The organism is Rhizobacter sp. P5_A1, from assembly GCF_056400745.1.
In genome coordinates this window covers 25079-50099 of record NZ_JBFUKR010000026.1, presented here as the reverse complement: position 1 = coordinate 50099, position 25021 = coordinate 25079, and the positions used below count along the sequence as shown (strand labels likewise).

Below are 25021 nucleotides of genomic sequence, written 5' to 3'. Positions count from 1 at the left end.
GCGACGAAATGAGCGTCAGCGCGTTCGGCGGAAGATCATCCACCGCGGCGTCTTGAACCGCACGATGCGTGCGTACAACCAGATGTAGCCGATGACGAACGCGAGCAGGAACCACGACAGAACCACCGTGCTGTTCCACCACAGCACGCTCGGGATCACCGAGGTCAGGCACAGCAGCCAGAGATAAGGCGAGGTCATCGAATTGCGCCGCCTCAACCGTCGGCGCTCGAGGTTGTCTGCGAGGGTCCACCGGATCAAGCGGCGATGAATCAGCGTGTGCAGATGGATGCCGTCGGGTGCGGCGGTCGCGACGCCACGAACGACCTTGCGTCGGTACATCGTGAAGATGGTCTCGAAGATCGGGTACGCGCACAGCAGCAGCGGGAAGATCGGCGAGACGGCCGGGTTGCGATGCAACAGCAAGACGCTGAGTTCGCCGAGCAGGAAGCCGAGCAGATATGCGCCGCCGTCGCCAAGGAAGATTAGGCCGGCGGGGAAGTTCCAGACGAAGAAGCCGAGCACCGCGCCGGCGGTGATCAGCGACGCGGTGAAGATGAACATGTCACCGACCTGAAACGCCACGTAGCCGAGTGCTAGCACCATCATCAACACACACATCGACGCGAGACCGTTGAAGCCATCAATGATGTTGACCGCGTTGGCTACGCCAGTAACAACAAAGACCGTCAACAGCACGGCAAACGGAAGCCAGCGGATCAGTTGGTCGACGCCGGGGATGTCAGTCCTGTTGATCACGGCACCGAGCAGCCAGACGGCAAGGATGGCCGAGACGGCGGTGGCGATGAGCCGTCGGCGGGGCGACACCTTCTTGGTGAGATCTTCTGTGATGCCGGCGGCAAAAGCCGGCAGGCTGCACGCGACCAGCAGCCACAGGGAGTCAGCGACGGGCGACCCGGTAAGCCGCGCGATTGCGGCGCCACCAACGATGGCCGCCATGATCCCCGCACCACCGACGCGCGGCACCGGGCGGCCATGGAACTTTTGCGGGCCGCTGAGATCGTGATCTGCCGACAGATGGCCATGCCGCATCGACGATCGCATGATGAACAACGTGGCGAGCAGGCCGATCAGGAAGCAACTGGCGAAGTAGGTCATGAAACCACGCGGTCAGACGATGATGAAGGCCCTTGCCCTCGCGGGTCGGTTGTTCGAAGGCTGATTCCGGCCCTTGGAACGCGCTTCGAGATAACGATCTGCGGGATCGATCAGTTCTTGATCGGCGTCCCGCACAGCGTCTTCATGACCATGTGGCCGAACATCAGGTGGACGTCTTCGCACAACTGCATATCGAAGGACGGCACCCAGACGCTGTGCTTGGCAATGGGCTTGAGCTTGCCGCCGTCGTATCCCACCACTGCCAGCGTGTTGCCACCCGCCTCGTTCGCGTACTCGACCGCTCTGAGCACGTTCGGCGAGTTGCCGCTACCGCTGATGGCCACGAGCAGATCGCCCTCGTCCATGATCGCGCGTAGCTGACCGGAAAACACCTCGTCGTACGACAGGTCATTGCCGTAAGCGGTGACGAGCCCGATGTTGTCGCAAAGCGAAATGCCGCGGAACTTCTTGCCCGTGGCGAGGTTGATCATCTTGTTCCAGTCGGTGATGTAGTGCGAGGCGGTGTACGCACTGCCACCATTGCCGCAAGTGATGATCTTCTTGCCGGCCTCGAAGGTGGCCTTGATCGTGTCGATTCCGGTCTGGAACACCGATGCATCCAGTTCCTGGGCCAGTCGCCCATGTGCCGCGAAGTAGTTGGAAACGGAGAAGTTCGTGCTCATGGCTGCTATTCAGTAGGTTGATAGAAAACGATCTGTGCGCCGTTGCGGTCGAATCGAAACTTGACCGGGCTCAGGTCAGACAGCGCGTCCACAACGTGCTGATGACGCTCGGGCGGTGCGAAAAACATCATGAAGCCGCCGTTGCCAGCTCCGAGGAGCTTTCCCCCCAGAGCCCCGTTGGCCATGCCGGTGGCATACCAGCGGTCGATTTGCGGGTCGGAGATGCCCGACGTGAGTTGGGCCTTGAGGCGCCAGTTTTCGTCAAGCAAGTCGCCGAAGTTGTCGAGTTGCCCTGACTCCAACTCCTGCTTCAGTTCAAAGGCCAACTGGACCATCCGTCGCATGAGTTGGCGCCGATCGGAGACCTGCATTGCGGCAGACTGCTGGGCCAGCACTGCCGACGCGCTGCGCGTGCGCCCTGTGAAGAAGACCAGGATCGACGCCTCGAGGCGGCTCAGTACGGACGGCGCGCAAATGACCGGATCGACCGACACGGATTCATCTGGATGAAAGCGGATCAGGTTTAGCCCTCCGTAGGCTGCAGCGTACTGATCCTGCTTGCCAATGGGTTCGCCGCAGCGCTGAATCTCGATTTCGCAGGCGAGCCGGGCCAGGGTTCCCTTCGAGGCGAACCGGTTCCGGTAGGCCGACAATGCGTTGAGCAAGCCGACGGTATAGGTGCTGGAAGAGCCGAGCCCCGACCCCTTCGAGGGGATGTCCGCCATCGAAGCGATCTCGATGCCGCCATCAATGCCGACCACGTCGAGCGCCTCGCGTACCAGCGGATGCTCGACCTCCTGGCGAGTCTGCACGTCTTCGGTCCGGGTGTAGCTGACCCGTATCCGTCCATCGAACTTCTTGTTGACGCAGATGTACATGTACTTGTCGATCGATGTCGACAATACCGCTCCCACCTCATCCCGATAGAACGCGGGAAGATCACTGCCGCCGCCCACAAAACTCATTCGCAGCGGTGTCTTGCTGACAATCATTCCTGTCCCTCGGAGGAAACAACGCAATCCGCCAGTATCCGCGATTCGTTCACCTGGACGGCCTCGTCGACATCGCGGGATGCGACTAGCGCTTCAAGATCGCGTAGTTCGACGCCACGCCAGCGGTAGTCAGCCGTCAAGCGCGCAAGACGGCTGGCCGCGGAGGCTTCGACATGCACCTTCAGGACGAGGGGTCCTTCGGCCAGTTCGGGTAGCAGCAGAGCCGGCACACCTTCGACGATCATCACGTCGTCCACGCCGATAGAGTGTGTCAACGTATGACGGTGCATTGTGCGGCTCAGCCGGTCGTAGACTTGGGTCGACAGCATTTTCCGGGTGGGCGAACTGACGACCGCACGCAACGTCGCGATGGCCGCGACGGAGTCGTAACGTGATAGAACGCCCGTACCCTCTTGGCGTTCGGCGGCGGGCTTCAGCCAGCTGTCCAGCGATATGACGTGTGCCACGCGACCGAGGGGTGCCAACAGTTCCTTCAGCACTTGGGCCGCCGAACTCTTGCCCGAGCGCGCGAGGCCGCCGATCAGCACCAGCCGTGTGCCATTGGCGGCGCGCGCGGCGAGCGTGGCTAGCGCCCGGCTCATCGCAGCATGCCCCTCGAGGATCCAGACGACCGCAGCCGGAAGGTCGGGACAGATGTAGTCCGGTCGCAGCAGATGCTTGTCATCGCGGCCGGCGTGGCCAGTGCGCAACAGGATCGTGCGCACGCCGGCCCGGCGGCCCGCCTCGATGTCGGCCGTGCTGTCGCCCACCATCCACGAGGCGGCGCGCCCTATGCCGAGGTCGTGGCAGGCAGCGTCGATCATGCCCGGAAGCGGTTTGCGGCATGTGCAGACGATCTTCAAGGCGGCCACTTCCCCGGCGAAGCCCTTGTCGGGGTGATGCGGGCAAAGGTACAGGCCGTCGAGGTAGGCGCCGCCTTCGCCGAGCATCGACTCAATGCGCGCGTGGACGCGGTCGAGTTGCTCCATCGTGACATCCCCGCGCGCCACCACTGGCTGGTTCGTCGTCACAACGGCCAAGTGGCCGGCGCGGTTCAGGCGCCGCACTGCTTCCACTGCCCCGTCGAGCAGTTCGAGCTGTTCGGGATCACGCAGGTGATCGACTTCGCGATTCAGGGTGCCGTCCCGATCGAGGAACACTGCCGAACGCAGCCCCCGGTTCGACAGCCGTTCGGGAAGCCCGAACTCGATGTCGCGTTCCACTTTGTCCAGGCGCTCCGGTGTGCCCATATCCTTGATGTACTCGCACGAGACGTAGCCATGCAGGCGCTTTCCACCTGCAAGCATCGCGGGAAACATGTGCTTGGCAATATCGCCCTTGCCCTCGGCGGGCATGAACGCCTCCAGGCCATCCCGCTCGAGCACGTACAGGGCCGCGTTCACGAGATTGCGACTGATCTGTCCTGGCGGGTGAGGGTAGGGCAGGATGGCACGTACGTCGCCGCGACGATCAATGTCGACAAGATCAGAATCCTGCGGGTGATCGTTGGGATGCAGGAACAAGGTCGCGGCGGCGCCGGCGTCGAGGTGGCGTTGCCACAGTCGCGTGAGGTCCACGTCCATGTACGTGTCACCGTATAGCAGCAGGAATCGCTCGGCCAATCCGCCCAGCGCGTCGCGCAACGCGCCCGACGTGCCGCGCGGCGCGGCCTCCACCTCGTAGCGAATGCGGACACCGAATCGCGAGCCGTCTCCGAAGTGGTCGGCGATGGTTTCGTGGCGGTAGTGCACCAGCAATGCGAGATCAAGGAAGCCGTGGTCGCGGCACAGTTCGATCTGGTGCTGCAACAGCGGCTTGCCCATTACGGACACCATGGGCTTGGGCAGATTGCCGGCGCGTGTGGACAAACGGGTGCCTTGGCCGCCGGCGAGAATCGCGACTGTGCTCGGCATGGCCGACGCGGGCGTGATCCTCATTTCGATCTTCCGGGATGCTTCTGGCGAAAGAGCATGGCGCGAAAGACCTGCTCTTGGACCACGTTGGGCAGCACGGTCCACACCGCGATGCACCCAATACCAACAATGCGCCGTAGTAGGTGAGTGCCGGCAAAGTTGCCAACGCGGGCTCGCAGATAGAAGAGGTAGTGGCGTGTCTCGCGACGGGCGTTTGTCTGCCGGTAGCGAACGATCACCTGCGGGAGGTTCGCGAATACGACGCCCACATTGAGCCACCGCAGCCAAAGGTCCAGATCCTCGGCGAAACGGAACTGCGGGTTGTAGCCGCCATGGGCGCGCGCGACCTCGCGCCGAAACATGACGGTGGGATGCGCGACGGCGTTGGCCAGGTGCATGCCCTTGGCGACGTCGGCAGGCGCCAGCGGGTAGCTGCGAAACGCCTTCGTTCGCCCCTCTTCATCGATGATCTCGAGGGCACCACCGACCACCGAGACTTGCGGGTTGGCTCGCAGGAATGCCACCTGCAAAGCAAGTCGGTCCAACGAACACAGGTCGTCTGAGTCGAAGCGTGCCACCAACTGGCCGCGAGCCTGTTCGAGGCCCAGATTCAGACTACGGGCGAGGCCGAGGCGTTCGGTGGGGTGAACGTAGACGAACCGGTCGTCCTGTCGGCAGAAGCTCTCGCAGGCCGCCGCTCGCTCCGGCACGGTGCTCTCGTCGATGACGATGCACTCGAAGTCGGAAAAGGTCTGGTCGCGAAGGCTTTGCAGGCTTGCACGCATGATGTCGGGCGACTCGTTGAACGAGGGAACGACGACGGAGACGAGAGGTGGGTTGGACTTCATCGTGTGAGACGGAAAGGGTCAGAGGAAAGGGGTCAGACACCTTCCTGCGTGGCAATCTCATCGATCGCCCGGAGCACGGCCGCCGAGGATGCCATTGACGGCACCCACCCAAGTCGCTTGATGCGATCGGTCGAGTAGTGGAAGCGGGGCACGTCCCCGACCCAACCCTTGTTACCGGTGCCGAACTGGATGGGGGTCGCAGGGCTGACGCGGGCGATGACCTGAGCGGCGATCCATCGCACCAAGACCCCCTCGTCCACGGGGCCGATGTTGATCGGCATCACCCTGCCCAGATCCTTGCGGCTCCGCACCAGCAGCATCGCATCGATGAGGTCGCTGACGTGCAAGTACGCCTTCTGTTGCGTCCCGTCGCCGAGCACCATCAACGCCTCGGTCGAGGCCTTCAGTTTTCGGACGAAGTCGAGAATGACGCCGTGCGTGGCGGGAACCCCGACGACGTTCGGAAAGCGGAACAGACAGGCCCGCCTCAGGTGGCTTTCAGCCGCCGCGCTGATCAGGGCCTCCGACGCGAGTTTCATCGCGCCGTAGTTTGAGATGGGCAACAAAGGGCCGATGTCCTCGTGAAGCGGCAGATTGCCGAGGTCACCGTAGATCGCCGAACTAGATGCGAAAAAGAGCTCGCCAACCTCGTACTCTTTCGTCGCGCGGAGGATTTCGGCAGTGGTCAGGAACGTGTCCCTCAGGTCGACGTCGGCATCGGCCACGCCTGCGGGAATGTCGGAGTTGGCGGCCAGGTGCCAGACCTCGGAAACCGATCCGAGCCTGGACGCCGACTCGAAAGCACGTGTGGCCTCGGCTCGGACGGACAGGTCGGCTTCGACGAGGTGCAGGCGGTCCGCGTTGCGGATGCTCGCTAGGTAAGCGCGGTCACCGCGCGAAAAATTGTCGACCGCCACGACGACCCTTCCTTCGTCGAGAAGACGGCCGCACAGATTCGCGCCGATGAACCCGGCGCCGCCGGCGACGAGTGAAACGAAGGATTCTTGCTGATGGCTCATGTCGGATTCAAAGGAGCGTGCCAGCCGTCTCGGATGGCAACGTTGGGTGGATCGTGCGCTGACGCAAGGGCAGAAGGGGCCGACCGAGTGTCAACGAACAAAGGGGGCGGGCGATCAGGACTCGAGCGATGTCAATGCGCCCCGCTGACGCCCGCCGCTTCGAGCGTCAGGTCGAACAATCCGGCCACGTGAATGGGCTGGGAAGGTACGGAAGAGACCGTACCGGGAGACATGAACACGAACCCCTTGCTGGAGTGCATCCCATTCTTGATCGCGACAAACGCGACCTTGCCGAAAACGTCGATCTCCGTTCCGTCGGGTGCGGCAACCCTGTCACCGGGATGAATCTCTTGTGGGTAGGTCAGGGTCACGAAGAGACTCAGGCCCCGGTCTTCGATCTCGTTGAAGAGGGGCAAGCCATCGCGTTTCATCGTCACGCGGGCCAGCAGCGAGGCCGCCTGTTGCGCTTGCTCCCGGTTCGCGAAGAAAACCTCGAAATCGCGAGTCATCCGAGGCAGTACCCGCGCGTGTTCGACCCCCAACTCGGACAGGAACAGGGAATGCTCCTTGAGCCGGTAGTAGAACTTGACGCGGTTGTACGGAACCTGGGTCAGTCCGGTCGCCACCATGAGTCGCGTGCCGTGTTTCGTCATCTCGAGGTAGTCCGCCAGCATTGCGTCGTAGGCTCTCAACATGTCCAAGACGGGATCCGCGTCGCGCGGGACGTACCAGGGTGGATTGCGTTGATCGCGGCCAGAGAACGGCGAGTTCAGCAGGTAGTGATGCTGGATGTGCGCGCCGGCGTTCAGAAACACGAAAGAGACATCGGGCCGGCTGCCGCGGAGCTTTCTCAGGTGGATGAGATGAATCAGCTGATCCAACACCAGGGGTTTGATCCAAGACTCCTTCCGGGAGTCGGCGATCAGCCGAAGAAGCCGCGGGGTCCCGCGAACGCTGGCCGTGCGGACGACGGCCTCGCCGATCGTGATCTTGGACTTCCGTGAAATGACCCCTTTTGCGTTTTCGTTCACCGTCTGCCTGAACATCTCGGTCAAGCGCTTCGAGAATCCGGACGGGTCGCACTGGGTGTCAGTCCAGGGATCGGGAATGAAAAAGGCCGGATTCCGCAGGTCGTTTCGGGCGTTCATCGGCGAAATGGCGCCGACCTTCAGTCCAGAGCTCTCAAGAACTTCGAAGATCTGCAGTGCATCGGTATTTACGATGTCTCCCAAGCGAAACACCCCATGCTCGTCGAACTTCTTTCCGGTCTGTGCCGAAACCCATTGGATCCAAGGCTCGAGGTTCTGGTATTCGTTCTCGGCGAACGTCTCGAACTGCTGGTACGACGAGAGCAGTTTGCGAAAGGACGGCAGATCCTCCGTCGCAAGATATTGCCGCACCAGATCGAAGTTGATCTCGTTCAACTGAACGACGATCAGTTGCTTATGGGAGGCGCTCATTGGGACTGATTGGTTGACTGGGGGACGCAACTGGACGACGGTGGGCAGTCGGGCAGCGCGCCGGATCGCCGCCTGGCAAGGCGCTTCTCTCGCGGAATTGCCCGATGCAGGGGAACATGGTTGCGCAGGTCGAAGGCACGGACCGGAGCAGGCCACTCCAGCGGATTATCCGACGGACTGAGCATGCACAAGTGAGGAAGTGCTCGAGCAAGGAACAAGCTCAAAAGGCAGTGGAGGTCACGGCTTGTTCTTGCTCCCGCGTCCAGGCCGACTTTGCCCCTCGCGCGCCCCGGTGGCGCAAGGGTCGCGGCTCGGCGGCCCGGACGACTGCTTCCTTGTAGAAGGCAATGGCCATCGCGTACACGACGCTGGTCATCAGCGTTGTCGTCAACGATGCCATCAGGCATAGAAAGATCAGGAATGCCCAGGAAGAACTGATCGAGCCTCTTCTCGGCAGCAGGATGATCGCGGCCATGCTGACGACGCCGACAAGGCCGAACTGAAGCACACGCAGCATCAACTCCGAGTCGAAGACATGTTCGGCGTCGACCAAGGACGATGACGAAAAACCCCCGGTCACGGCATGCCGCGGGGCGTTCTCCATGAACATCTCCAGGGTCTTCAGCCGCTCGACCACCGATGCATTCGACTCCACGTCCAGTTCGACGACTTCCTCGTCGAGGAACTTCAGCAGGAACAGATCGACGCCGATCTGCGAAGCTGCCAAGACGGTGACGACGCTGATGACCACCACGGCCGACGCGCGCAGGGCAAAGCGCTTCAACCCCATCACGTGCGCGAAGGCAACCGATTCGTAGAGCACAAAGATGACGCCCAGTGTGCGGTTGGTACTGATGAGAATGGCCATCAGCGCGAGCAACAGGGGCCATGACTTCTTTTGATAGACAAAGATGCCGCGGCAGACGATGTAGATGACGGTGCTGACGTAGATGCCGGTGGGGAAGAGGCCGGGTGGCCGGATCGGCAATGTGAGGGCGAGGATCTCCCGTTCGTTCTCGTTGGCTGCAACGAAGTCGATGTTGGCCATCCAGATCGACGAGAAATGTTCGTTAATTCCTAGCAGGTTGACTGCTTGGGCCAGCATGACGGCGACGTTCAGGGCGCAAAACCACAACGCCCAGCGTTGTACGCGCAGTATCCCGTACTGGTCGACGAGTCGCTCCATGAGCGCGGCCGCGCCGATGGCCGTCAGCGGAATGAGCAAGTAGAGGACGTTACGGATATCAAACCCGTACAAACCGGCATTGAGTACCGTCAGAGCCATCAGCAGCACCATCGAAATGGTGATCGTGCGCCGTCGCCGGCGATCATAGGCCCCGACCGCGAGCGGAAGAAACGCCAGAGCCACCAGCGATGGGAATGAGATTGGGACGCTTCCGATCCGGACACCCGGGAACAGGAACGAGGTCGCGAATGCCACAGTCGCCAGCAAAGCGAGTAGGCCGCCGTGGGTCCGGGATTGCATGGTCAACCGGCTGCCGCGTCGTGCGAGTCCGACTTGAAACGAAGGAAGATCCAGGTTCCGACCGGAAGGGACAGCGCGAGGGTGACCACGGCATACGAACTCACCGCACCGACCGTGCCGAATCTCGGGATGGCCCAACTCGCCAGCGCAGCCATCACCGCGCCGTTGATGATGGAAAGCCTCATGAATGGCTCTTGCTTGTGGGTACGGAGGTAGATCGATTGCGCATAGACCGCGTGACTGCCGAGCGTCGACACGGCCAGAAGCAGCGATTGTGACAGTGGCAGGACGCGCGCGCGCATCCCCGGGGCCAGCACATCGAACAAGGCCAGTGCGACCAGGACGAGGCTGATCGCCACCACAAGAGTCACGAACGATTGGACCACGGACCGGCTGAAGAGACGATTCAGTTCCGACCGGGCGCGGCTCGCCACCAAGCGCCCGAAAACAGGGATTCGCGCGCTGACGAAGATGATGCAGATGCTGCTGAGGGCAGAGAAGATTTGCATGCTCATGCCCATCCGGCCGGCGGCTTCGGGGCCCTGCGCCGAGAATAGCAACGGCGTCGAAAACTGGAAGATGAAGTAGCCGCTGAGCCAACTGATCGCGATGCGCCACTGGAACGGAAAGATCTCCGTTCTCCACTTCAGCGAACTGGCCGTCCCACTCGCGGACAGCAAGTCGGTGACGAATCGGCGCCGCCATCCGACCAGGTAGGCCAGGCCTGCGACCAACTGCATCAGGCTTTGCCATGCCAGCGCATGAAGGCCGGCGTCCATCATGATCGCGACCCATGCCACGATCGCTCCCGAAGTGGCCTGCACGAGGCGCACGGTTGCGACCTCGCTGACCTTCCCGGTGCCCTCGATGATGTTGCACAGAGCGGTCACTATCAGGTTTCCGCTTACGAACAGCACGAGAAGCGCCCAACTCGAAAGTACGCCGGGAGGCGCGCCACCACGGCCCGCTGCAATCGTGAAGAACCAGTATCCGCTCGGAATCAGCACGACCAGCAGCAATGAAGCGGTGATGCCGAACCAACCAAAAGAAAAGGTCATGAGCGATCTGAGCCTCGCCTTTGCGACCGGATCGCCTTCGACGACAGCATGGCTCCACCGCAGTTTCGCCATTTCGTGGGCGGAGAACTGGATCAACACCATGCTCAATCCCATTTCGGCGAACACCTGCAACGCGATGAGGCTGTTGAATGTGTAGAAGTAGCCTTGGGTCTTCAGATCGAAGAAGAAGCCCACCATCAGCAGCGTGATGAATCCCGACAGGATCTGCGACGTGCGCGCGGCCAGGCTGACCAATTGCGCCAGTTCGATTCCGAACGGCAGGGATTCCTTGCGCATCAACGGCCCCTACAGGCCGACATGCCGCGCGACGAACTTTCGCGTGTACGGGCGGCCGGAGGCGCGCATGTACGAGCGAGCGAGCAGGCGTTGACCTGCGGCGCCGAACAGCGGGCTGGCGGCGAGCAGCAGCAGGGCCGCGACCCGCTTCGACCCGTGGCCGAAGAACAGGTGCGTCCGCATCGCCTTTCTGCGTAGGAACCTCGCTTCGTCACGAAGGCCGGCAGTGTTAAGGATCGTCACGATGTCCAGCAGTTCGCGGCCAACGTTGTGCGTGGCATAGATCTTCTCGATTAGCAGCCTGCGCTCGTTGGTCGTCAGGGGCATGTCCGAAAGGTAGTAGGCGCAGAGAACCACATCCAAAGGGGACCACTGTGCGTCCTCGGGGCTCGCCTGCGTGCCGAAGATCGGCGACAGCACGAAGGCATGCTGTCGTGCCGCGAGCAAGGCGATCGCGACGTGCGGGGCATAGGCGGCATTCATCAGGTACCCGAAACGGATGAATGGGTTGCACCGCGTCCGGTTGAACATGTACGTGGACATGAACAGCAGGCTGCTGAAGTTGCCAGGGGCGCGAAGGAGTTCGGCGAGCCCGGTGCCCGTGACGAGCGAATCGTATTGGTGGAAGCACGACGAGAACTTGACGAATGCCGCGTCGGGGCGCGAGCGAACCAGTTCACGCAGTTCTTCCAGCTTGTCCGGATCGAGCAGGTCGTCGTCGCCGCACAGCATGAACCATTCGGTTTCGACATGCTCGAAGCATCGCAAGATGTTCGCGCCGCCGCCGATGTTCGTGGCGTTCCTGATGATGGTGTGAGTCACCCCGCGTTCGGAAAGCGTCCGGCTCAGTGCGTCATCGAAGCGCACCGGAGGCTCGGAGCAGTTGTCCACGACGAGGATGTGGACCCAAGAGGGCAAGCGCCCCGCAATGGACTTGAGGTTCTCAAGCAATAGCGCGGCGCGGTTGTATGACGGGATAGCGATGGTTAGACGCATCACGCTCGACTCCGGGAAGGGCGCACTCATTCAGATGCGCGGCTCACCGCAGTCCGCCGAGTTCGTTCAAGGTCTTTTGTGAACCGACCATGCCGCACACGACTGGATCGAGTGCAACGCTTTCGAGGCGCGTCCGCAACCCGGGTTCGCGGGCCAGCGATTCCATCAGCCATGAACCAAACCCACCGTCGGCGAGGTGATCCTCCAGCGTGGTCACCTGACCCATCTGCCGCATCTGCGCGACCTGTTTGACCTTCGATGCCATGCTCCATAGCGGCATCGACATGACAGCGTGATCGCGGTACGCATCCCTGCGCTGCCAATCCATCGCGAGGCCGAGCGTGGCTCCGGTGGCCAGCAACACATCGGGCGATGCGGCTCTGGCCGGAGACACCGGAATCCATTGGCCGGGCTCGATCGTCGGGACAGCCTTGTGGAAGACGGGCTCACCGGCTTTGCCGAGCCGCAAGTAAGACGGCTGGGGATGGTCAGCGAGGTAGCGCAGGCACGCCCGGGTTTCGAGCGGGTCTCCTGGCGCAGCGATAAGCATGTTGGGGAACGACCGCATCAGCGCATAGTCTTGAACCGCATGGTGCGAATAGCCGAGCGCGCCATACGCCAGCCCGCCCCCGACTGCCACCACCGTGACGGCCAGTTTTTGATAGTCGACATCGTTGCGAATCTGCTCGGCGCACCGGAAGGTGGGAAAGTTGGCGATGGAGTATGTGAAGACGTGATAGCCCTCCGAGGCCATCCCGGCCGCGAGGCCGGTCATGTTCTGTTCGGCGACACCTGCGTTGATGAAGCGGTCCGGAAATCGGTCGGCGAAGGGCTCGACCACGGAATAGCCGAGGTCGCCGACTACGAGGGCGATGTTCGGACGCTGGGTCGCGAGCAGCACCAACTCATCGATGAAGGCGTTACGCATCGGGATGACCAATCTCTTCGAGGGCCGCAGCGAGCAGCGAGCTGTCAGGGCTACGGTAGTGCCACTCGACCTTGTTTTCCATGAAACTCACCCCCTTGCCTTTCACGGTGTGGGCGAGTAGCAGCGATGGCATTTCGGGGTGCCAGGGCGCCGAGGCCAGGTGGTCCTTCAACGCGGCGTGGTCGTGCCCATCGACTTCGCGAACCGCCCAACCAAACGACTCAAGCTTCGCGACGAGCGGTTCGAGCCCGAGCGTCCGGCTGATGGAGGTGAGGCTCTGGAGCTTGTTGTAGTCGATCACCGCCACGAGATTGCTGAGCTTGTGGTGGCTCGCGAACATCAGCGCTTCCCAGTTGGAGCCTTCATCGATCTCGCCGTCGCTCAGTAATACGAACACACGCCAATCCTGGCTGGACCTTTTCCCGGCCAACGCCTTGCCGACACCGAAGGGCAGGCCGTGACCCAGCGACCCGCTGGAAAACTCGATGCCGGCGATCTTGTGGCTGGCGTGGGTCATGTAGGGCGACAAGTCCGCGCCATAGGTGTCGAGGTCGGTCCGTGGAATGACGCCAATGTTGGCCAGCGTGGCGTAGACCGCGGCTGCGGCGTGCCCCTTGCTCAGGATGAAGCGATCTCGGCCGGGCGCGGCAGGGTTTCGCGGATCGAATTTCATCACCTCGCCGTACAACACCGAGATGACGTCGACCGCCGAGAAGCAACTACCGACGTGCGATGCCTTGGCGCGAAACACCATGTTCAGGACGTCGCGGCGCACGGCCACCGAGAGCTTGTCTGCCCGAAGCGACTGGGCTTGGATTGACTGCTCGCTCACGCCGCGTCCTTCGCGAATTCGAGGCGGTGCCCCAGCACCGCGATCGAGCCTTCAAATCCGTAGCGGCCGCGCAGCGCGGTCTCGATTTCGTTACGGTAAGCCATGGCGGTGATGATGACGGCATCGACCCCGCGGATGTTCTGCTGCGTGGGTTCCTGAACCAGGAAATGGGACACGGGGGTGTAGCGCCCTTGCTTGTGCGGATCGCTGTCGACCAGCAGGTCGAGATTGTCGATACCTGCGGAGGCGAGCACGCTCAGACCCTTGCCGCCAGCGCCCCAGACCGCGACCTTCTTCCCTTTGGCGTGGTGGTCGAGCACAAAGCGCCGGAGGTCGTCCCCGAGGTTCGACGATGCGCGCTGGATGTCATCGAGGCTCGGCGGGCTTGCCGACCGGACGAGCGCAACGTTGTACTCGTCGAACATATCTTGGTAGGTGTCCAGCACTTCGAAACCATTGAGCGTCAGTGCGAGGCGCAGCGTGCCGAGCGAGAAGTAGTTGACATGGTCGGTGAAGAAGTCGTAGTAGCGATGGTCCTGCAAAGCCTTCTCGAGGCTCGGCACTTCAATCAGCCCGAACGCGCCATCACGCAGATTGCGACGGATGCCGGTCAGGAAGCTGTGGATATCGGGCACGTGCTCCAGCACCTGGCGGGTGACAAAGCCGTCGAACGGGCCGTCTCGCAGAACGCGCTCGGCCGTCACATAGCCTTCCTCCACTACGTGCTGGCGGCCGAGGGCGATCTCACGGAAGCGCTGCGACGGCTCGACGCCGTAGACCATGGCCCCCGCGGCCCTCAAGTGGTTCAGGAAGTTGCCGTCGCCGCATCCCGCCTCGATCACCTTCTTGCCGTTCAGCTCGAAGCGCTGCACGAACTGGGAGGCCTGTTTCTGTTGGTACGACTGCATCTGCACGGAATGGGTCGTGGCCATCAGATAGTCGTCGTAGTAGGTGTCGTCCAGGACTGGGGGGATCTGGACGAAGCCGCAGCGACCGCAGGTGCGTACCTCGAGCTTGATCGCATGGTCGCGTCCGACGTCCTCCTCGCGCAGCAGGTTCTGGATATTGCGCGGGGCACGCCCGATCGTCAGCGTGACCTCGGTCTCGCCGTGCGTGCACAACCGGCACGATTCGTTCTTCATGTGATTCTCCTGTAAACCGAAAGAGCCAGGCACCGCGTGGCCGATCTTGACGGTGGGTGTCGTCAGGCGTGCTCGCGCAACCACGAGACGACCTGCTGCAAGCCCGCGTCGAGCGCGATCGTGGGCACCCAGCCCGTGGCGGCAGTCAACTTTGAGATGTCGGCTTCGAGGTGCATGACCTGGTCGGGGCGGTACGGAAGTTCGCCGAACCCGAGCGGAAGCGCCGGGTCGATCAGGTCGCGCAAGGTCGTGATGATGTGTTCCAGCTTGTGGGCCTGACCAGAGCCCAGATTGAAAACGCCATGGACTTTCGAGTCCATGGCCGCAATCACGGCGCCCGCGACGTCGTCGACGTGGATGTAGTCCCATACTTGTTGGGCCGCTGTGAGCGCAGGGCGTTGCCGGGTGAGCAGCGAGCGGGCCAGGTACTGCAGCAACCAACTCGGGTCGTCGCCGGGCCCATAGGAAGAGAAGAGGCGAAGCCACGAAAATGAACGGCCGGAAGCCGCGGCGGTTCGTTCGAGCAACAGGCAGGTGGACAGCTTCGCCGCGCCATATACGGTGGTGGGCTGGGTTCGCGCGGACTCGTCGAGTTTGCCGGACGCGGGTCCGTACTCGGCCTGGGATCCCATGCCCACGAAGGTCTGGGCGCCGCATTCCTCGGACAACTGGTACAAGGAGACCGAGGCCGGGACGTTGTCGGCCTGGACAGGCGCATTCCGTTCGCTGCCCTTGACGCCTTCCCATCCGAGGTGCAGTACGGCCTCCGGCCGGAAACTGCGAATCTGCGGCGCCACGACATCCAGACCTCGCAGATCGCCCCGAATGACTTGGATCTTGCCCAACTGTGCCTCGATGCGGCGCGTGTCGCTGGTCGGACGCAGCAGCGCGGCGACGTCGCGGCCCTGACGAACCAGTTCACGCGTTACAGCCGCGCCAACGAACCCCGACGCTCCGGTAATCAACACTCGCTTCATGCTTGACTCGTCATCTGCGGCGGCTTCGCCCGGAGAAACACCGCGGGCGAGCAAGGAGGGATTCAGGCGGCCGCACGGAGGTCGCCCGAGTCCATGTAGTCGGCGATTTCCTGCTGGCAATGCCGATGCACGTCCTCGCCAGCCCGCCACGCCTGGTGCCACCTCACGATGCGGTCGAGCGTCGCACCGAGGGACCAGCGCGGCGACCAGTGGAGCCGCTGCTTCGCCTTGGAGCAGTCGAGTTTGAGGTAATGCGCCTCGTGTGGATGCACGCCGCCGTCGACCTCCCAGCGAGCGCCGCTGCCCCAGGCTGAGGCTACGTGCTGGACGATCCATTCGACCGACCGGGCATCTTCATCGGCCGGGCCGAAGTTCCATGCCTCTGCGAAGCGCTGACCCTCTTCGTGCAGGCGTTCGGCCAGGGTCAGATAGCCCGAGAGAGGCTCCAGCACATGCTGCCACGGGCGGGTGGACCGGGGATTGCGCAACGTGACCGGCTGGTTCTTCTCGAAGGCACGGAGGATGTCTGGAACAAGGCGGTCCTGGGCCCAATCGCCACCGCCAATGACATTCCCGGCTCGGGCCGAGGCCAACGCAGTGCGGCCCTGTTGTAAGAATGACTGCCGGTAGGCGGCGGTCGCCAATTCAGCACATCCCTTGCTGCTGCTGTACGGGTCGAATCCACCCATCGGATCGGTCTCGCGATAGCCCCAGACCCACTCGCGGTTCTCGTAGCATTTGTCCGTCGTGACGTTCACGACACCTCTGACGCTGTCGGTCGCCCGCACGGCTTCGAGGAGGTTCACCGTGCCCATCACGTTCGTCTGGTACGTCTCTACAGGTTCAGAGTAGGAGAGGCGCACCAGCGGTTGCGCCGCCATGTGAATGACGATCTCGGGCTTGAAACTCACCATGGCGTTGCGAAGCGCATGGGTATCCCGGATGTCGCCCTGCAGCGAGTCCATCGCACGTGCGACTCGAGCTTCGTTGAACAGTGCGGGCGTGGTTGGGGCCGCCAGTGAGTACCCTCGCAATTCGGCTCCGAGCGACTGGAGCCATAACGAAAGCCAACTGCCCTTGAACCCTGTGTGCCCCGTCAAGAAGACGCGGCGACCTTGCCAGAACGTGGGGGTCATGGCGCGCTCACTTCCAGCATTTCCAAGGGGCCTTGCCAGAATCCCACAAGGACTCGAGGAGCATCTTGTCACGGAGTGTGTCCATCGGCTGCCAGAAGCCTCCGTGCTCGTAGGCCATCAGTTCGCCGCCGCGCGCAAGGTCTGTCAGGGGCTCTTGTTCCCAGACGGTGCGGTCGTCCTTAATGTGGGCAAGCGCCTTGGGTGAGAGCACGAAGAACCCGCCGTTGATCAGGCCACCATCCCCTCGCGGCTTCTCGGTGAAGCTGTTAACGCGACCCTGCTCGATGTCGAGTGCGCCGAACCGTCCCGGGGGATAGGTGGCCGTGAGCGTCGCGGCTTTGCCGTGCGTGCGGTGGTAAGCGAGCGAAGCGGTAATGTCTACGTCGCCCACGCCGTCGCCGTAAGTGAAGAAGAAGGCTTCCTCGTCGCGCACGTAGTCGGCGACACGAAGCAGGCGCCCGCCGGTCATCGAATCGTCGCCGGTGTCGACGAGCGTCACCTTCCACGGTTCGGCCCGTTCTTGGTGCACCTCCATATGATTCTGACGCATGTTGAAGGTTACGTCAGACATGTGCAGGAAGTAGTTGGCGAAGTACTCCTTGATGATGTAGCCCTTGTACCCGCAGCAGATCACGAAATCGTCCACGCCATGGCTGGCATAGATCTTCATGATGTGCCACAGGATCGGCTTACCACCGATCTCGACCATTGGCTTTGGGCGCAGGGCGGTTTCCTCGCTGAGGCGGGTGCCCAAGCCTCCGGCCAATATCACTGCTTTCATGGGGATTCTCTTGCTGTGTGTGGAGTCTTGCCCGGCGGTGCGGGTTTCGCCGGCGGTCCGGCTTGGCGCTTTTGACTGCGGTCTCGGTCAGCCGGGATGCCCACTGGAGCTAGGCGGTGTGGCGTGGTTGAGTTCGGATCGAAGCATGACGATCTGCTTCTGAAGCGACTCGAATTCTCGTTCCTTGCTCGCCAAGAACAGACGCATGAGCGCCAACTTGGCGACGACGCCAGACGGGGTGAGCAGATAGGAATAGGCCAGCTTGCTGTCGCTTCTGCGAAAGTTCCTCATCTTCACCCAGCCCTTTTCCATCAAGGCGCGCAGGCAGTAGTTCACCTTTCCGACGCTGACGTCCATGCGTTCCGCCAAGTGCCGTTGACTCGTCACGGGCTGGTCGGTCAGCTGGCACAACAGCTCGTAGTACAAACTATCGACACTCATCGCAGCACTTGTTCATTGATTGAACGGGCCCGAATGATAGCGCCTTGAGTCCAACACTTCGCCGTCTTGTGGCGCAGATTCCGCGCGCCAGTCAGCGGTCGGACGAGCTCCGATTTCAGGCGAATGCCCGAGCCGCGACGAGTGCAGGCGCTTCGAGGTCTTTGGCCGACAATTGTGGTGTCACCCCTACGCTCGGCCACGCCACATCGATCGCAGGATCGTCCCACCGCACGGCGCCCTCTGCCTCCGGCGCGTAGTAGTCGGTGGTCTTGTATAGAAAGTCTGTCGAGTCTGTGAGTACCAAAAAGCCGTGCGCAAACCCCGGCGGAATCCACAGCATCCGCCCGTTTTCCGCGCTGAGTTCTTCGCCGGCCCAGCACCCAAACGTGGGGCTGCTGCGCCGCATGTCCACGGCCACATCGAACACCGCCCCGCTGACTACCCGCACCAGCTTGCCCTGCGCATGCGGCGGCAGTTGGTAGTGCAAGCCACGCAACACGCCCTTGCTCGACCGCGAATGATTGTCCTGCACGAACGTGACTTCGTGGCCAATCGCCTCGTTGAAGGCCTTCTGGTTGAAGCTCTCCATGAAGAACCCGCGCGCGTCGCCGAACACCTTGGGTTCGAGGATGAGCACGCCTTCGATGGCGGTGGTGATGACGTTCATGAGCGCATCCGGGCTTCGCGAAAGCGGGCATTCTAGTAAGGGCGGAGCGACCCCACCGCGCGGCCGGGCCGGAACGGCGATAATCAGCGGATGACCGAAAATATGATAGAGAACACCGCAGACTTGACGACCGAACGCGCTGAGCCCCTGCCGCAAGGCGAACCCGTGAGCGAGCCGGCGCCTCCCGCCGCGCTGTTCAACAGCGTCGGCCTGGCCGAAAGCCTGCAGCGCGCCGTCGCCGCGCAGGGCTACACGGTGATGACGCCGATCCAGGCCAAGGCGATTCCGATCGTGCTGGCCGGCCGCGACGTGATGGGCGCGGCGCAGACCGGCACCGGCAAGACCGCAGCCTTCTCGCTGCCGCTGCTGCACAAGATGCTGCGCCACGAGAACGCCAGCATGTCGCCGGCACGGCACCCGGTGCGTGCATTGGTGATCGCGCCGACGCGCGAGCTCGCCGACCAGGTCGCCGCCAACATCAAGGGCTACGCCGCGCAGACCAAGCTGCGCGTTGCGGTGGTCTACGGCGGCATCGACATGAAGCCGCAGACGCTCGAGCTGAAGGGCGGCGTCGAGGTACTGGTCGCGACGCCGGGCCGGCTGCTCGACCACATCGAGGCGAAGAACTGCGTGCTGAACCAGGTCGAGTACGTCGTCCTCGACGAGGCCGACCGCATGCTCGACATCGGCTTCCTGCCCGACCTGCAGCGCATCCTGAGCTACCTGCCGAAGGCGCGTCAGACGCTGCTGTTCTCGGCCACCTTCTCGCCCGAGATCAAGCGCCTGGCCGAGAGCTACCTGCAGGATCCGATCCTGGTCGAGGTCGCGCGGCCGAACGCGACCGCGACGACGGTCGAGCAGCGCTTCTACAGCGTCTCGACCGACGACAAACGCCGCGCGGTGCTGAAGCTGATCAAGGAGCGCGCGCTGACGCAGGCACTGGTGTTCGTGAACTCGAAGCTCGGCTGCGCGCGCCTGGCGCGCTCGTTCGAGCGCGACGGCCTTCGCACCAACGCATTGCACGGCGACAAGTCGCAGGACGAGCGCCTGAAAGCGCTCGAAGCCTTCAAGCGCGGCGAGGTCGACGTGCTGGTCGCGACCGACGTGGCCGCCCGCGGCCTGGACATTGCCGACCTGCCCGCGGTGTTCAACTTCGACGTGCCGTTCAATGCCGAGGACTACGTGCACCGCATCGGCCGCACCGGCCGCGCCGGCGCTTCGGGCCTGGCGGTGACGCTGGTGTCGTCCTCCGACGCGCGGCTGATCGCCGACATCGAGAAGCTGATCAAGAAGAAGATCGACCTGGAGCCGCTCGAGCTCGACGACGCGCCGCCGCCGCGCGAATACCGCGACCGTGCGCGCCACGACAGCCCGCGCTCCGAAAGCGCCGAGGGCCGCGCGCCGCGGCCGGTGTCGGCGCCGCGCAGCTATGCGCCGCCGCCGCGCGCGCCGAGCGACCCGTTCTTCGACAAGCCTTACGAGCCGAGCGCGACCTCGGCCGAGCCGGCCTGGGAAAGCAAGGCGCCGGCGGCGCCGCGCAGCCTGTCGCCGAACATCAAGCCGAAGAAGCGCGTCGCCGCGCTGTTCGGTGCGAAGCAGCCCGAGCCGGTCGAGTCCTGACCGGGCAGGCGCCGGCTCAGCCGGCGAGCAGCGAGAAGACGACCGGAACGTTGTTCGGCAACGCCATCGGTCGGGCCTTCCAGCCCTGCACGCTGTCGGTGCGCGTGAAGCCGTCCGGCAGCGTCAGCCCACAGCTGACCGACACGCGGGTGGCCGGCTGCAGGTGCGCGAGCAGCGCGCCGAGCAGCACTTCGTTGCGGTACGGCGTCTCGATCATCAGCTGGGTCTGCGCGCCTCGGCGCGACAGCGCCTCGAGCTCGCGGATGCGCGCGCCGCGTGCGGCCGCGTCGACCGGCAGGTAGCCGACGAACGCGAAGCTCTGTCCGTTCAGGCCGCTGGCCGCGAGCGCCAGTACCAGCGAGCTCGGCCCTGACAGCGCGACCACTTTGATGCCGGCAGCGTGCGCGGCCTGTACCAGCGCGGCCCCAGGGTCGGCGACCGCCGGCAGCCCGGCCTCCGAGATCAGGCCGAGGTCGTGCCCCTGGCGCGCGGGCGCGAGCAGCGGGTCGAGATCGACCGCAGCGACCCCGTGCGCGCCTTTCTGCGGCCGTGGCAGCTCGACGATCGCGAGCGATTGCAGGGGCTGCACGAGCGGCACGACCGCGTCGACGCGCTTCAGGAACGCGCGCGTGGTCTTTGCGTTCTCCGCCACCCAATGGGTCAGGCGCGCCGCGGTGCGGATCACCGAAGCGGGCAGCACCTCGTCGATGCGGCCCGCCTCGGCGGCGGTGCCGAAGTCGAGCGTGTTCGGGACCAGGTAGAGCGAGCCGGGCAGCATCGTCATGGGCCGCGGGTCAAGGCAGCAACGGGTCGATCCCGGCCGCGCGCAGCAGCGCGCTGGTGCGGATCAGCGGCAGCCCGACCAGCGCGGTCGGGTCGTCGGATTCGATCGCGTCGAGCAAAGCGATGCCAAGCGTCTCGCATTTCGCGCTGCCGGCGCAGTCGTAGGGCTGCTCGGTTCGCAGGTAGTGCTCGATCTCGGCATCGCCGAGCGCTCGAAACCGCACCGTGACCGGCGCCAGCGCCGTGCCGACATAGCCGGTCGAGGCGCGCACGACCGCCACGGCGGTCTGGAATACGACGCTGCGGCCGCGCATCGCGCGCAGCTGCGCGACCGCGCGCGCGTGCGTGCCGGGCTTGCCGATCGGCTCGCCATCGAGGTCGGCGACCTGGTCCGAGCCGATCACGACCGCATCCGGGAAGGCCTTCGCGACTGCCTGCGCCTTCGCGAGTGCCAGGCGCTGCGCCAGCGCGGCGGGGCGCTCGCCGGGCAGCGGCGTCTCGTCGACATCGGGCGATCGCAGCTCGAACGGCAGGCGCAGGCGCTCCAGCAATTCGCGCCGGTAGCGCGAGGTCGAAGCCAGGATCAATGTCGGGCGCGTGCTCATGATTCGATTGTCCCCTGCGCCGTACACTGACGACATGAGCTCGCCTGATTTCGACCCGTTTCGCCTGGATGTCGCCGCCTTCGCGAAGGCGGCCGGCGAACTGGAGAGCCGTTGGCCGTTGCCGCAGTTCGATCGGCTGAGCGAGTCGGCCGTTGCCGAAGCACTGCCGTCCGACGCCGGCGAGGTGAGCTGGAGCGCCCGCGGCGAACTGCGTGCGATGCGCGGCGGCGAGACCCAGGTCTGGCTGCACATCGCAGCGTCGACCGGTCTGCCGCTCGAGTGTCAACGCTGCCTGAAACCGGTCGACGTGGCGCTCGCGATCGAGCGGAGTTTCCTGTTCGTGCCGGGCGAGGATGCCGCGGCCCAACTCGACACCGACAGCGAGGACGACGTGCTCGCGCTGACCCGCGCGCTCGACCTGCGCGAACTGATCGAAGACGAACTGCTGCTCGCGCTGCCGCTGGTGCCGCGGCACGAGGTCTGCCCGTCGCCGTTGCTGGCGCCGGCCGACGATGAGGTGCCGGTCGACGACAAGCCCAACCCGTTCGCCGCGCTGGCGGCACTGAAGCGCGGCCAGCCGCCGAACTGAGGCTCTGCGGCCGGGTTGGCGCCCGACAACCCCTGCCGTGCTAGAATCTTCGGCTTTCCGGCGTGCGGATCGATCTGGCCAAGCCAGGACGAACGCTACGCCCCAGCAATTCCCGAGTGACCCAGAGCGACAACCGCGCGAGCGATCAACCGCGCGCCGAGTCCTCACAGAGTTCTCAAATTCAGCGCCGGCCCGCAGCGGGCCCAGGAGATTTTCATGGCCGTCCAGCAGAACAAGAAGTCCCCGTCGAAGCGTGGCATGCACCGCGCGCACTATGCGCTGAACGCGCCCGGTACCGCGATCGAGCCGACCACCGGCGAACAGCATCTGCGCCACCACATCAGCCCGACCGGCTTTTACCGTGGCCGCAAGGTGCTGAAGACCAAGGCGGACGCGTAAGGCGTTCCCCGTCGGCGCATCGAGCCGGTCGCGTTTGCCGCGTACACGGTCCGTGCTTCGAATCGCTTCTGATTCCCTCGAATCGCCCGGTCTGCGCTGCTGCGCAGTGCCGGGCGTTCGCGTTTGTGCATGACTGAGCCGGGCGTGATCCGCGTCGCCGTCGACTGCATGGGCGGCGACCACGGCCCATCGGCGACGCTGCCGGCCTGCCAGGCGTTCCTGGCCGCGCACCCGAACGCCGAGCTGATCCTCGTCGGGCGCGCCGAGGCGCTGGCGGATGCGACCAGCTGGCCGCGCTGCCGCGTCGTCACGGCCGCCGAGGTCGTCGAGATGGACGACGCGATCGAGGTCGCGTTGCGGCGCAAGAAGGACTCTTCGCTGCGTATCGCGGTGAACCAGGTCAAGCCCGATGCAGACGGCGTCGCCGCGGCGCACGCCTGCGTCTCGGCCGGCAACACCGGCGCGCTGATGGCCGTGTCGCGCTACGTGCTGAAGACGCTCGAAGGCATCGATCGCCCGGCGATCGCGACCGTGCTGCCGAACGAGCGCGACGGCGGCACGACCGTGCTCGACCTCGGCGCGAACGTCGATTGCACGGCCGAGCATCTGCTGCAGTTTGCGGTGATGGGCAGCGCGCTGGTCGCGGCGGTCGAAGGCAAGTCGAACCCGAGCGTCGGGTTGCTGAACATCGGCGAAGAGGCGATCAAGGGCAGCGAGACGATCAAGCAGGCCGGCGAACTGCTGCGCGACGCTGCCGCGAGCGGCATGCTGAACTTCCACGGCAACGTCGAAGGCAACGACATCTTCAAGGGCACGACCGACATCGTCGTCTGCGATGGCTTCGTCGGCAACGTCGCGCTGAAGACCTCCGAGGGCCTCGCGTCGATGCTGTCGAAGTTCGTCAAGCAGGAGTTCACGCGCAGCCCGTTCACGAAGCTCGCGGCGCTGGCCGCTCTGCCGGTTCTGCGGCGCTTGCAGAAGCGCGTCGACCATCGGCGCTACAACGGCGCGGCCTTGTTGGGCCTGCGTGGGCTGGTCTTCAAGAGCCACGGATCAGCCGATGCCTTCGCGTTCGAGCAGGCTCTGAATCGGGCTTATGATGCCGCTCGAAACGGCCTGCTGGATCGGGTCCACGACCGGATTCTCGAATCGCTCGCCGCGCTGCCCGGGCCTGCTGTCGCGGGCGACGCCACTGCCGGCGACCAGGTCGCACCGGACATCGCACGCACCGCATGACATCGTTCCCGAACCGCCACTCACGCATCACCGGCACCGGCAGCTACCTGCCGCCGAAGCGCCTGACCAACGACGCGCTGGCCGCGCAGCTGGCTGCCGACGGCATCGAGACCTCCGACCAGTGGATCGTCGAGCGCACGGGCATCCGCGCGCGCCACTTCGCCGAGCCGAACGTGGGCAGCAGCGATCTCGCGTTCGAGGCCGCGCGCCGTGCGCTCGAGGCCGCCGATGTCGACGCCGCGAGCATCGACCTGATCATCGTCGCGACCAGCACGCCGGACATGGTGTTCCCGTCGACCGCGTGCCTGGTGCAGCAGAAGCTCGGCATCGCCGGCTGCGCCGCGTTCGACGTGCAGGCCGTGTGCTCGGGTTTCGTCTACGCGCTGACGATCGCCGACTCGATGATCCGCACCGGTGCTGCGAGCCGCGCGCTCGTGATCGGCGCCGAGGTCTTCTCGCGCATCCTCGACTTCAAGGATCGCGGCACCTGCGTGCTGTTCGGTGACGGCGCCGGCGCGGTCGTTCTCGAGGCGAGCGCCACGCCCGGCATCCTCGCGAGCGAACTGCACGCCGACGGCCGCCATGTCGACATCCTGTGCGTGCCGGGCCATGTCTCGGGCGGTCAGGTCCTCGGCGACCCGTTGCTGAAGATGGACGGGCCCGCCGTGTTCAAGCTCGCGGTCGGCGTGCTCTACGACGTCGCGAAATCGGTGCTCGAGAAGGCCGGCCGCAGCGATGCCGACATCGATTGGCTGATCCCGCACCAGGCGAACATCCGCATCCTGCAGAGCACCGCGAAGCGGCTCAAGCTGCCGCTCGAAAAGCTCATCGTCACCGTCGACGAGCACGGCAACACCTCGGCGGCATCGATCCCGCTCGCGCTCGACGAATCGGTGCGCGGCGGCAAGATCAAAGCGGGCGACACGGTGCTGCTCGAAGGTGTCGGCGGCGGCTTCACATGGGGCGCGGTGCTGCTCGATCTCTGAGCGCGCGGCCGCCACGGCTTCCTCCCAATCC

The 25021-nt window shown here is 64.2% G+C and carries 25 protein-coding genes; 5 read left to right on the top strand and 20 right to left on the bottom strand.

What is annotated here, in order from left to right:
• Positions 1–15 precede the first annotated feature (15 nt).
• The 18 genes from AC1DTW_RS22610 to rfbC all read right to left on the bottom strand — a co-directional run bounded on the left by AC1DTW_RS22610 (position 16) and on the right by rfbC (position 18772).
• Positions 16–1116, bottom strand: a complete 1101-nt coding sequence (locus AC1DTW_RS22610) for an MraY family glycosyltransferase (protein WP_477983642.1) — start codon at positions 1114–1116, stop codon at positions 16–18.
• A 110-nt stretch (positions 1117–1226) separates the two neighbouring features.
• Positions 1227–1799 (bottom strand): D-sedoheptulose-7-phosphate isomerase, encoded by a 573-nt coding sequence (locus tag AC1DTW_RS22605; protein ID WP_477983641.1) that lies wholly within the window; start codon positions 1797–1799, stop codon positions 1227–1229.
• A gap of 5 nt (positions 1800–1804) precedes the next feature.
• A complete protein-coding gene (locus AC1DTW_RS22600) occupies positions 1805–2791 on the bottom strand; it encodes a GHMP family kinase ATP-binding protein (RefSeq protein ID WP_477983640.1) in 987 nt (328 codons plus the stop codon).
• Complete coding sequence (locus AC1DTW_RS22595; protein WP_477983639.1) at positions 2788–4728, bottom strand: HAD-IIIA family hydrolase; 1941 nt, start codon at positions 4726–4728, stop codon at positions 2788–2790. Before AC1DTW_RS22595 ends, AC1DTW_RS22600 begins: the two co-directional genes overlap by 4 nt.
• Entirely contained in the window at positions 4725–5552 is an 828-nt protein-coding gene (locus AC1DTW_RS22590; RefSeq protein WP_477983638.1) for a glycosyltransferase, read from the bottom strand. Before AC1DTW_RS22590 ends, AC1DTW_RS22595 begins: the two co-directional genes overlap by 4 nt.
• Before the next feature lie 32 nt (positions 5553–5584).
• The gene (locus tag AC1DTW_RS22585; RefSeq protein WP_477983637.1) at positions 5585–6571 is read right to left on the bottom strand and encodes an NAD-dependent epimerase/dehydratase family protein; all 987 of its coding nucleotides are present in this window, start codon (positions 6569–6571) and stop codon (positions 5585–5587) included.
• 131 nt (positions 6572–6702) lie between these two features.
• Positions 6703–8031, bottom strand: a complete 1329-nt coding sequence (locus tag AC1DTW_RS22580) for a hypothetical protein (protein ID WP_477983636.1) — start codon at positions 8029–8031, stop codon at positions 6703–6705.
• Positions 8032–8251: 220 nt separating this feature from the next.
• A complete protein-coding gene (locus AC1DTW_RS22575) occupies positions 8252–9517 on the bottom strand; it encodes a hypothetical protein (protein WP_477983635.1) in 1266 nt (421 codons plus the stop codon).
• A gap of 2 nt (positions 9518–9519) precedes the next feature.
• Entirely contained in the window at positions 9520–10872 is a 1353-nt protein-coding gene (locus AC1DTW_RS22570) for a lipopolysaccharide biosynthesis protein (RefSeq protein WP_477983634.1), read from the bottom strand.
• Positions 10873–10881: 9 nt separating this feature from the next.
• Positions 10882–11898 carry a glycosyltransferase family 2 protein gene (locus tag AC1DTW_RS22565; RefSeq protein ID WP_477983633.1) on the bottom strand — a complete coding sequence of 339 codons (1017 nt, stop codon included), beginning with the start codon at positions 11896–11898 and terminating at the stop codon, positions 10882–10884.
• A 13-nt stretch (positions 11899–11911) separates the two neighbouring features.
• On the bottom strand, positions 11912–12796 hold the full coding sequence (locus AC1DTW_RS22560; protein ID WP_477983632.1) for a transketolase family protein: 885 nt from the start codon (positions 12794–12796) through the stop codon (positions 11912–11914).
• Positions 12789–13628: a transketolase gene (locus tag AC1DTW_RS22555; protein WP_477983631.1), complete on the bottom strand. Its 840-nt coding sequence runs from the start codon at positions 13626–13628 to the stop codon at positions 12789–12791. The genes AC1DTW_RS22560 and AC1DTW_RS22555 overlap by 8 nt, the downstream gene beginning before the upstream one ends.
• A complete protein-coding gene (locus AC1DTW_RS22550) occupies positions 13625–14770 on the bottom strand; it encodes a class I SAM-dependent methyltransferase (RefSeq protein ID WP_477983630.1) in 1146 nt (381 codons plus the stop codon). Before AC1DTW_RS22550 ends, AC1DTW_RS22555 begins: the two co-directional genes overlap by 4 nt.
• A 62-nt stretch (positions 14771–14832) precedes the next feature.
• A complete protein-coding gene (locus AC1DTW_RS22545; RefSeq protein WP_477983629.1) occupies positions 14833–15747 on the bottom strand; it encodes an NAD-dependent epimerase/dehydratase family protein in 915 nt (304 codons plus the stop codon).
• Between the two features lie 62 nt (positions 15748–15809).
• The gene (rfbG, locus tag AC1DTW_RS22540) at positions 15810–16883 is read right to left on the bottom strand and encodes a CDP-glucose 4,6-dehydratase (protein ID WP_477983628.1); all 1074 of its coding nucleotides are present in this window, start codon (positions 16881–16883) and stop codon (positions 15810–15812) included.
• A gap of 7 nt (positions 16884–16890) precedes the next feature.
• Positions 16891–17664 carry a glucose-1-phosphate cytidylyltransferase gene (gene rfbF / locus AC1DTW_RS22535; protein ID WP_477983627.1) on the bottom strand — a complete coding sequence of 258 codons (774 nt, stop codon included), beginning with the start codon at positions 17662–17664 and terminating at the stop codon, positions 16891–16893.
• 87 nt (positions 17665–17751) lie between these two features.
• Positions 17752–18105, bottom strand: coding sequence for a MarR family EPS-associated transcriptional regulator (locus tag AC1DTW_RS22530; protein WP_477983626.1), 354 nt, complete (start codon positions 18103–18105; stop codon positions 17752–17754).
• Between the two features lie 115 nt (positions 18106–18220).
• On the bottom strand, positions 18221–18772 hold the full coding sequence (rfbC, locus tag AC1DTW_RS22525; RefSeq protein ID WP_477983625.1) for a dTDP-4-dehydrorhamnose 3,5-epimerase: 552 nt from the start codon (positions 18770–18772) through the stop codon (positions 18221–18223).
• A 165-nt stretch (positions 18773–18937) separates the two neighbouring features.
• Here rfbC and AC1DTW_RS22520 point away from each other — a divergent pair, with 165 nt between their 5' ends.
• Positions 18938–20392, top strand: a complete 1455-nt coding sequence (locus tag AC1DTW_RS22520; RefSeq protein ID WP_477983624.1) for a DEAD/DEAH box helicase — start codon at positions 18938–18940, stop codon at positions 20390–20392.
• Positions 20393–20408: 16 nt separating this feature from the next.
• Here AC1DTW_RS22520 and AC1DTW_RS22515 read toward each other — a convergent pair whose 3' ends face one another.
• Together AC1DTW_RS22515 and AC1DTW_RS22510 are read right to left on the bottom strand one after the other, a co-directional pair.
• On the bottom strand, positions 20409–21170 hold the full coding sequence (locus AC1DTW_RS22515; protein WP_477983664.1) for an SAM-dependent methyltransferase: 762 nt from the start codon (positions 21168–21170) through the stop codon (positions 20409–20411).
• 16 nt (positions 21171–21186) lie between these two features.
• Positions 21187–21780: a Maf family nucleotide pyrophosphatase gene (locus AC1DTW_RS22510; protein WP_477983623.1), complete on the bottom strand. Its 594-nt coding sequence runs from the start codon at positions 21778–21780 to the stop codon at positions 21187–21189.
• A 34-nt stretch (positions 21781–21814) separates the two neighbouring features.
• Between AC1DTW_RS22510 and AC1DTW_RS22505 the strand changes: the two genes are divergently transcribed.
• The 4 genes from AC1DTW_RS22505 to AC1DTW_RS22490 all read left to right on the top strand — a co-directional run bounded on the left by AC1DTW_RS22505 (position 21815) and on the right by AC1DTW_RS22490 (position 24990).
• Positions 21815–22369 (top strand): YceD family protein, encoded by a 555-nt coding sequence (locus tag AC1DTW_RS22505; RefSeq protein WP_477983622.1) that lies wholly within the window; start codon positions 21815–21817, stop codon positions 22367–22369.
• A gap of 216 nt (positions 22370–22585) precedes the next feature.
• On the top strand, positions 22586–22768 hold the full coding sequence (rpmF, locus tag AC1DTW_RS22500) for a 50S ribosomal protein L32 (protein ID WP_477983621.1): 183 nt from the start codon (positions 22586–22588) through the stop codon (positions 22766–22768).
• Between the two features lie 129 nt (positions 22769–22897).
• The gene (gene plsX, locus AC1DTW_RS22495) at positions 22898–24004 is read left to right on the top strand and encodes a phosphate acyltransferase PlsX (RefSeq protein ID WP_477983620.1); all 1107 of its coding nucleotides are present in this window, start codon (positions 22898–22900) and stop codon (positions 24002–24004) included.
• Positions 24001–24990 carry a beta-ketoacyl-ACP synthase III gene (locus AC1DTW_RS22490; protein ID WP_477983619.1) on the top strand — a complete coding sequence of 330 codons (990 nt, stop codon included), beginning with the start codon at positions 24001–24003 and terminating at the stop codon, positions 24988–24990. The genes plsX and AC1DTW_RS22490 overlap by 4 nt, the downstream gene beginning before the upstream one ends.
• Positions 24991–25021 lie beyond the last annotated feature (31 nt).

What these genes read in the sequence shown, in the direction of transcription:
- AC1DTW_RS22610 (WP_477983642.1), bottom strand. Translation starts at nt 1,116, where the DNA reads ATGACCTACTTCGCCAGTTGCTTCCTGATCGGCCTGCTCGCCACGTTG.
- AC1DTW_RS22605 (WP_477983641.1), bottom strand. Translation starts at nt 1,799, where the DNA reads ATGAGCACGAACTTCTCCGTTTCCAACTACTTCGCGGCACATGGGCGA.
- AC1DTW_RS22600 (WP_477983640.1), bottom strand. Translation starts at nt 2,791, where the DNA reads ATGATTGTCAGCAAGACACCGCTGCGAATGAGTTTTGTGGGCGGCGGC.
- AC1DTW_RS22595 (WP_477983639.1), bottom strand. Translation starts at nt 4,728, where the DNA reads ATGAGGATCACGCCCGCGTCGGCCATGCCGAGCACAGTCGCGATTCTC.
- AC1DTW_RS22590 (WP_477983638.1), bottom strand. Translation starts at nt 5,552, where the DNA reads ATGAAGTCCAACCCACCTCTCGTCTCCGTCGTCGTTCCCTCGTTCAAC.
- AC1DTW_RS22585 (WP_477983637.1), bottom strand. Translation starts at nt 6,571, where the DNA reads ATGAGCCATCAGCAAGAATCCTTCGTTTCACTCGTCGCCGGCGGCGCC.
- AC1DTW_RS22580 (WP_477983636.1), bottom strand. Translation starts at nt 8,031, where the DNA reads ATGAGCGCCTCCCATAAGCAACTGATCGTCGTTCAGTTGAACGAGATC.
- AC1DTW_RS22575 (WP_477983635.1), bottom strand. Translation starts at nt 9,517, where the DNA reads ATGCAATCCCGGACCCACGGCGGCCTACTCGCTTTGCTGGCGACTGTG.
- AC1DTW_RS22570 (WP_477983634.1), bottom strand. Translation starts at nt 10,872, where the DNA reads ATGCGCAAGGAATCCCTGCCGTTCGGAATCGAACTGGCGCAATTGGTC.
- AC1DTW_RS22565 (WP_477983633.1), bottom strand. Translation starts at nt 11,898, where the DNA reads ATGAGTGCGCCCTTCCCGGAGTCGAGCGTGATGCGTCTAACCATCGCT.
- AC1DTW_RS22560 (WP_477983632.1), bottom strand. Translation starts at nt 12,796, where the DNA reads ATGCGTAACGCCTTCATCGATGAGTTGGTGCTGCTCGCGACCCAGCGT.
- AC1DTW_RS22550 (WP_477983630.1), bottom strand. Translation starts at nt 14,770, where the DNA reads ATGAAGAACGAATCGTGCCGGTTGTGCACGCACGGCGAGACCGAGGTC.
- AC1DTW_RS22545 (WP_477983629.1), bottom strand. Translation starts at nt 15,747, where the DNA reads ATGAAGCGAGTGTTGATTACCGGAGCGTCGGGGTTCGTTGGCGCGGCT.
- rfbG (WP_477983628.1), bottom strand. Translation starts at nt 16,883, where the DNA reads ATGACCCCCACGTTCTGGCAAGGTCGCCGCGTCTTCTTGACGGGGCAC.
- rfbF (WP_477983627.1), bottom strand. Translation starts at nt 17,664, where the DNA reads ATGAAAGCAGTGATATTGGCCGGAGGCTTGGGCACCCGCCTCAGCGAG.
- AC1DTW_RS22530 (WP_477983626.1), bottom strand. Translation starts at nt 18,105, where the DNA reads ATGAGTGTCGATAGTTTGTACTACGAGCTGTTGTGCCAGCTGACCGAC.
- rfbC (WP_477983625.1), bottom strand. Translation starts at nt 18,772, where the DNA reads ATGAACGTCATCACCACCGCCATCGAAGGCGTGCTCATCCTCGAACCC.
- AC1DTW_RS22515 (WP_477983664.1), bottom strand. Translation starts at nt 21,170, where the DNA reads ATGCTGCCCGGCTCGCTCTACCTGGTCCCGAACACGCTCGACTTCGGC.
- AC1DTW_RS22510 (WP_477983623.1), bottom strand. Translation starts at nt 21,780, where the DNA reads ATGAGCACGCGCCCGACATTGATCCTGGCTTCGACCTCGCGCTACCGG.
- AC1DTW_RS22505 (WP_477983622.1), top strand. Translation starts at nt 21,815, where the DNA reads ATGAGCTCGCCTGATTTCGACCCGTTTCGCCTGGATGTCGCCGCCTTC.
- rpmF (WP_477983621.1), top strand. Translation starts at nt 22,586, where the DNA reads ATGGCCGTCCAGCAGAACAAGAAGTCCCCGTCGAAGCGTGGCATGCAC.
- plsX (WP_477983620.1), top strand. Translation starts at nt 22,898, where the DNA reads ATGACTGAGCCGGGCGTGATCCGCGTCGCCGTCGACTGCATGGGCGGC.
- AC1DTW_RS22490 (WP_477983619.1), top strand. Translation starts at nt 24,001, where the DNA reads ATGACATCGTTCCCGAACCGCCACTCACGCATCACCGGCACCGGCAGC.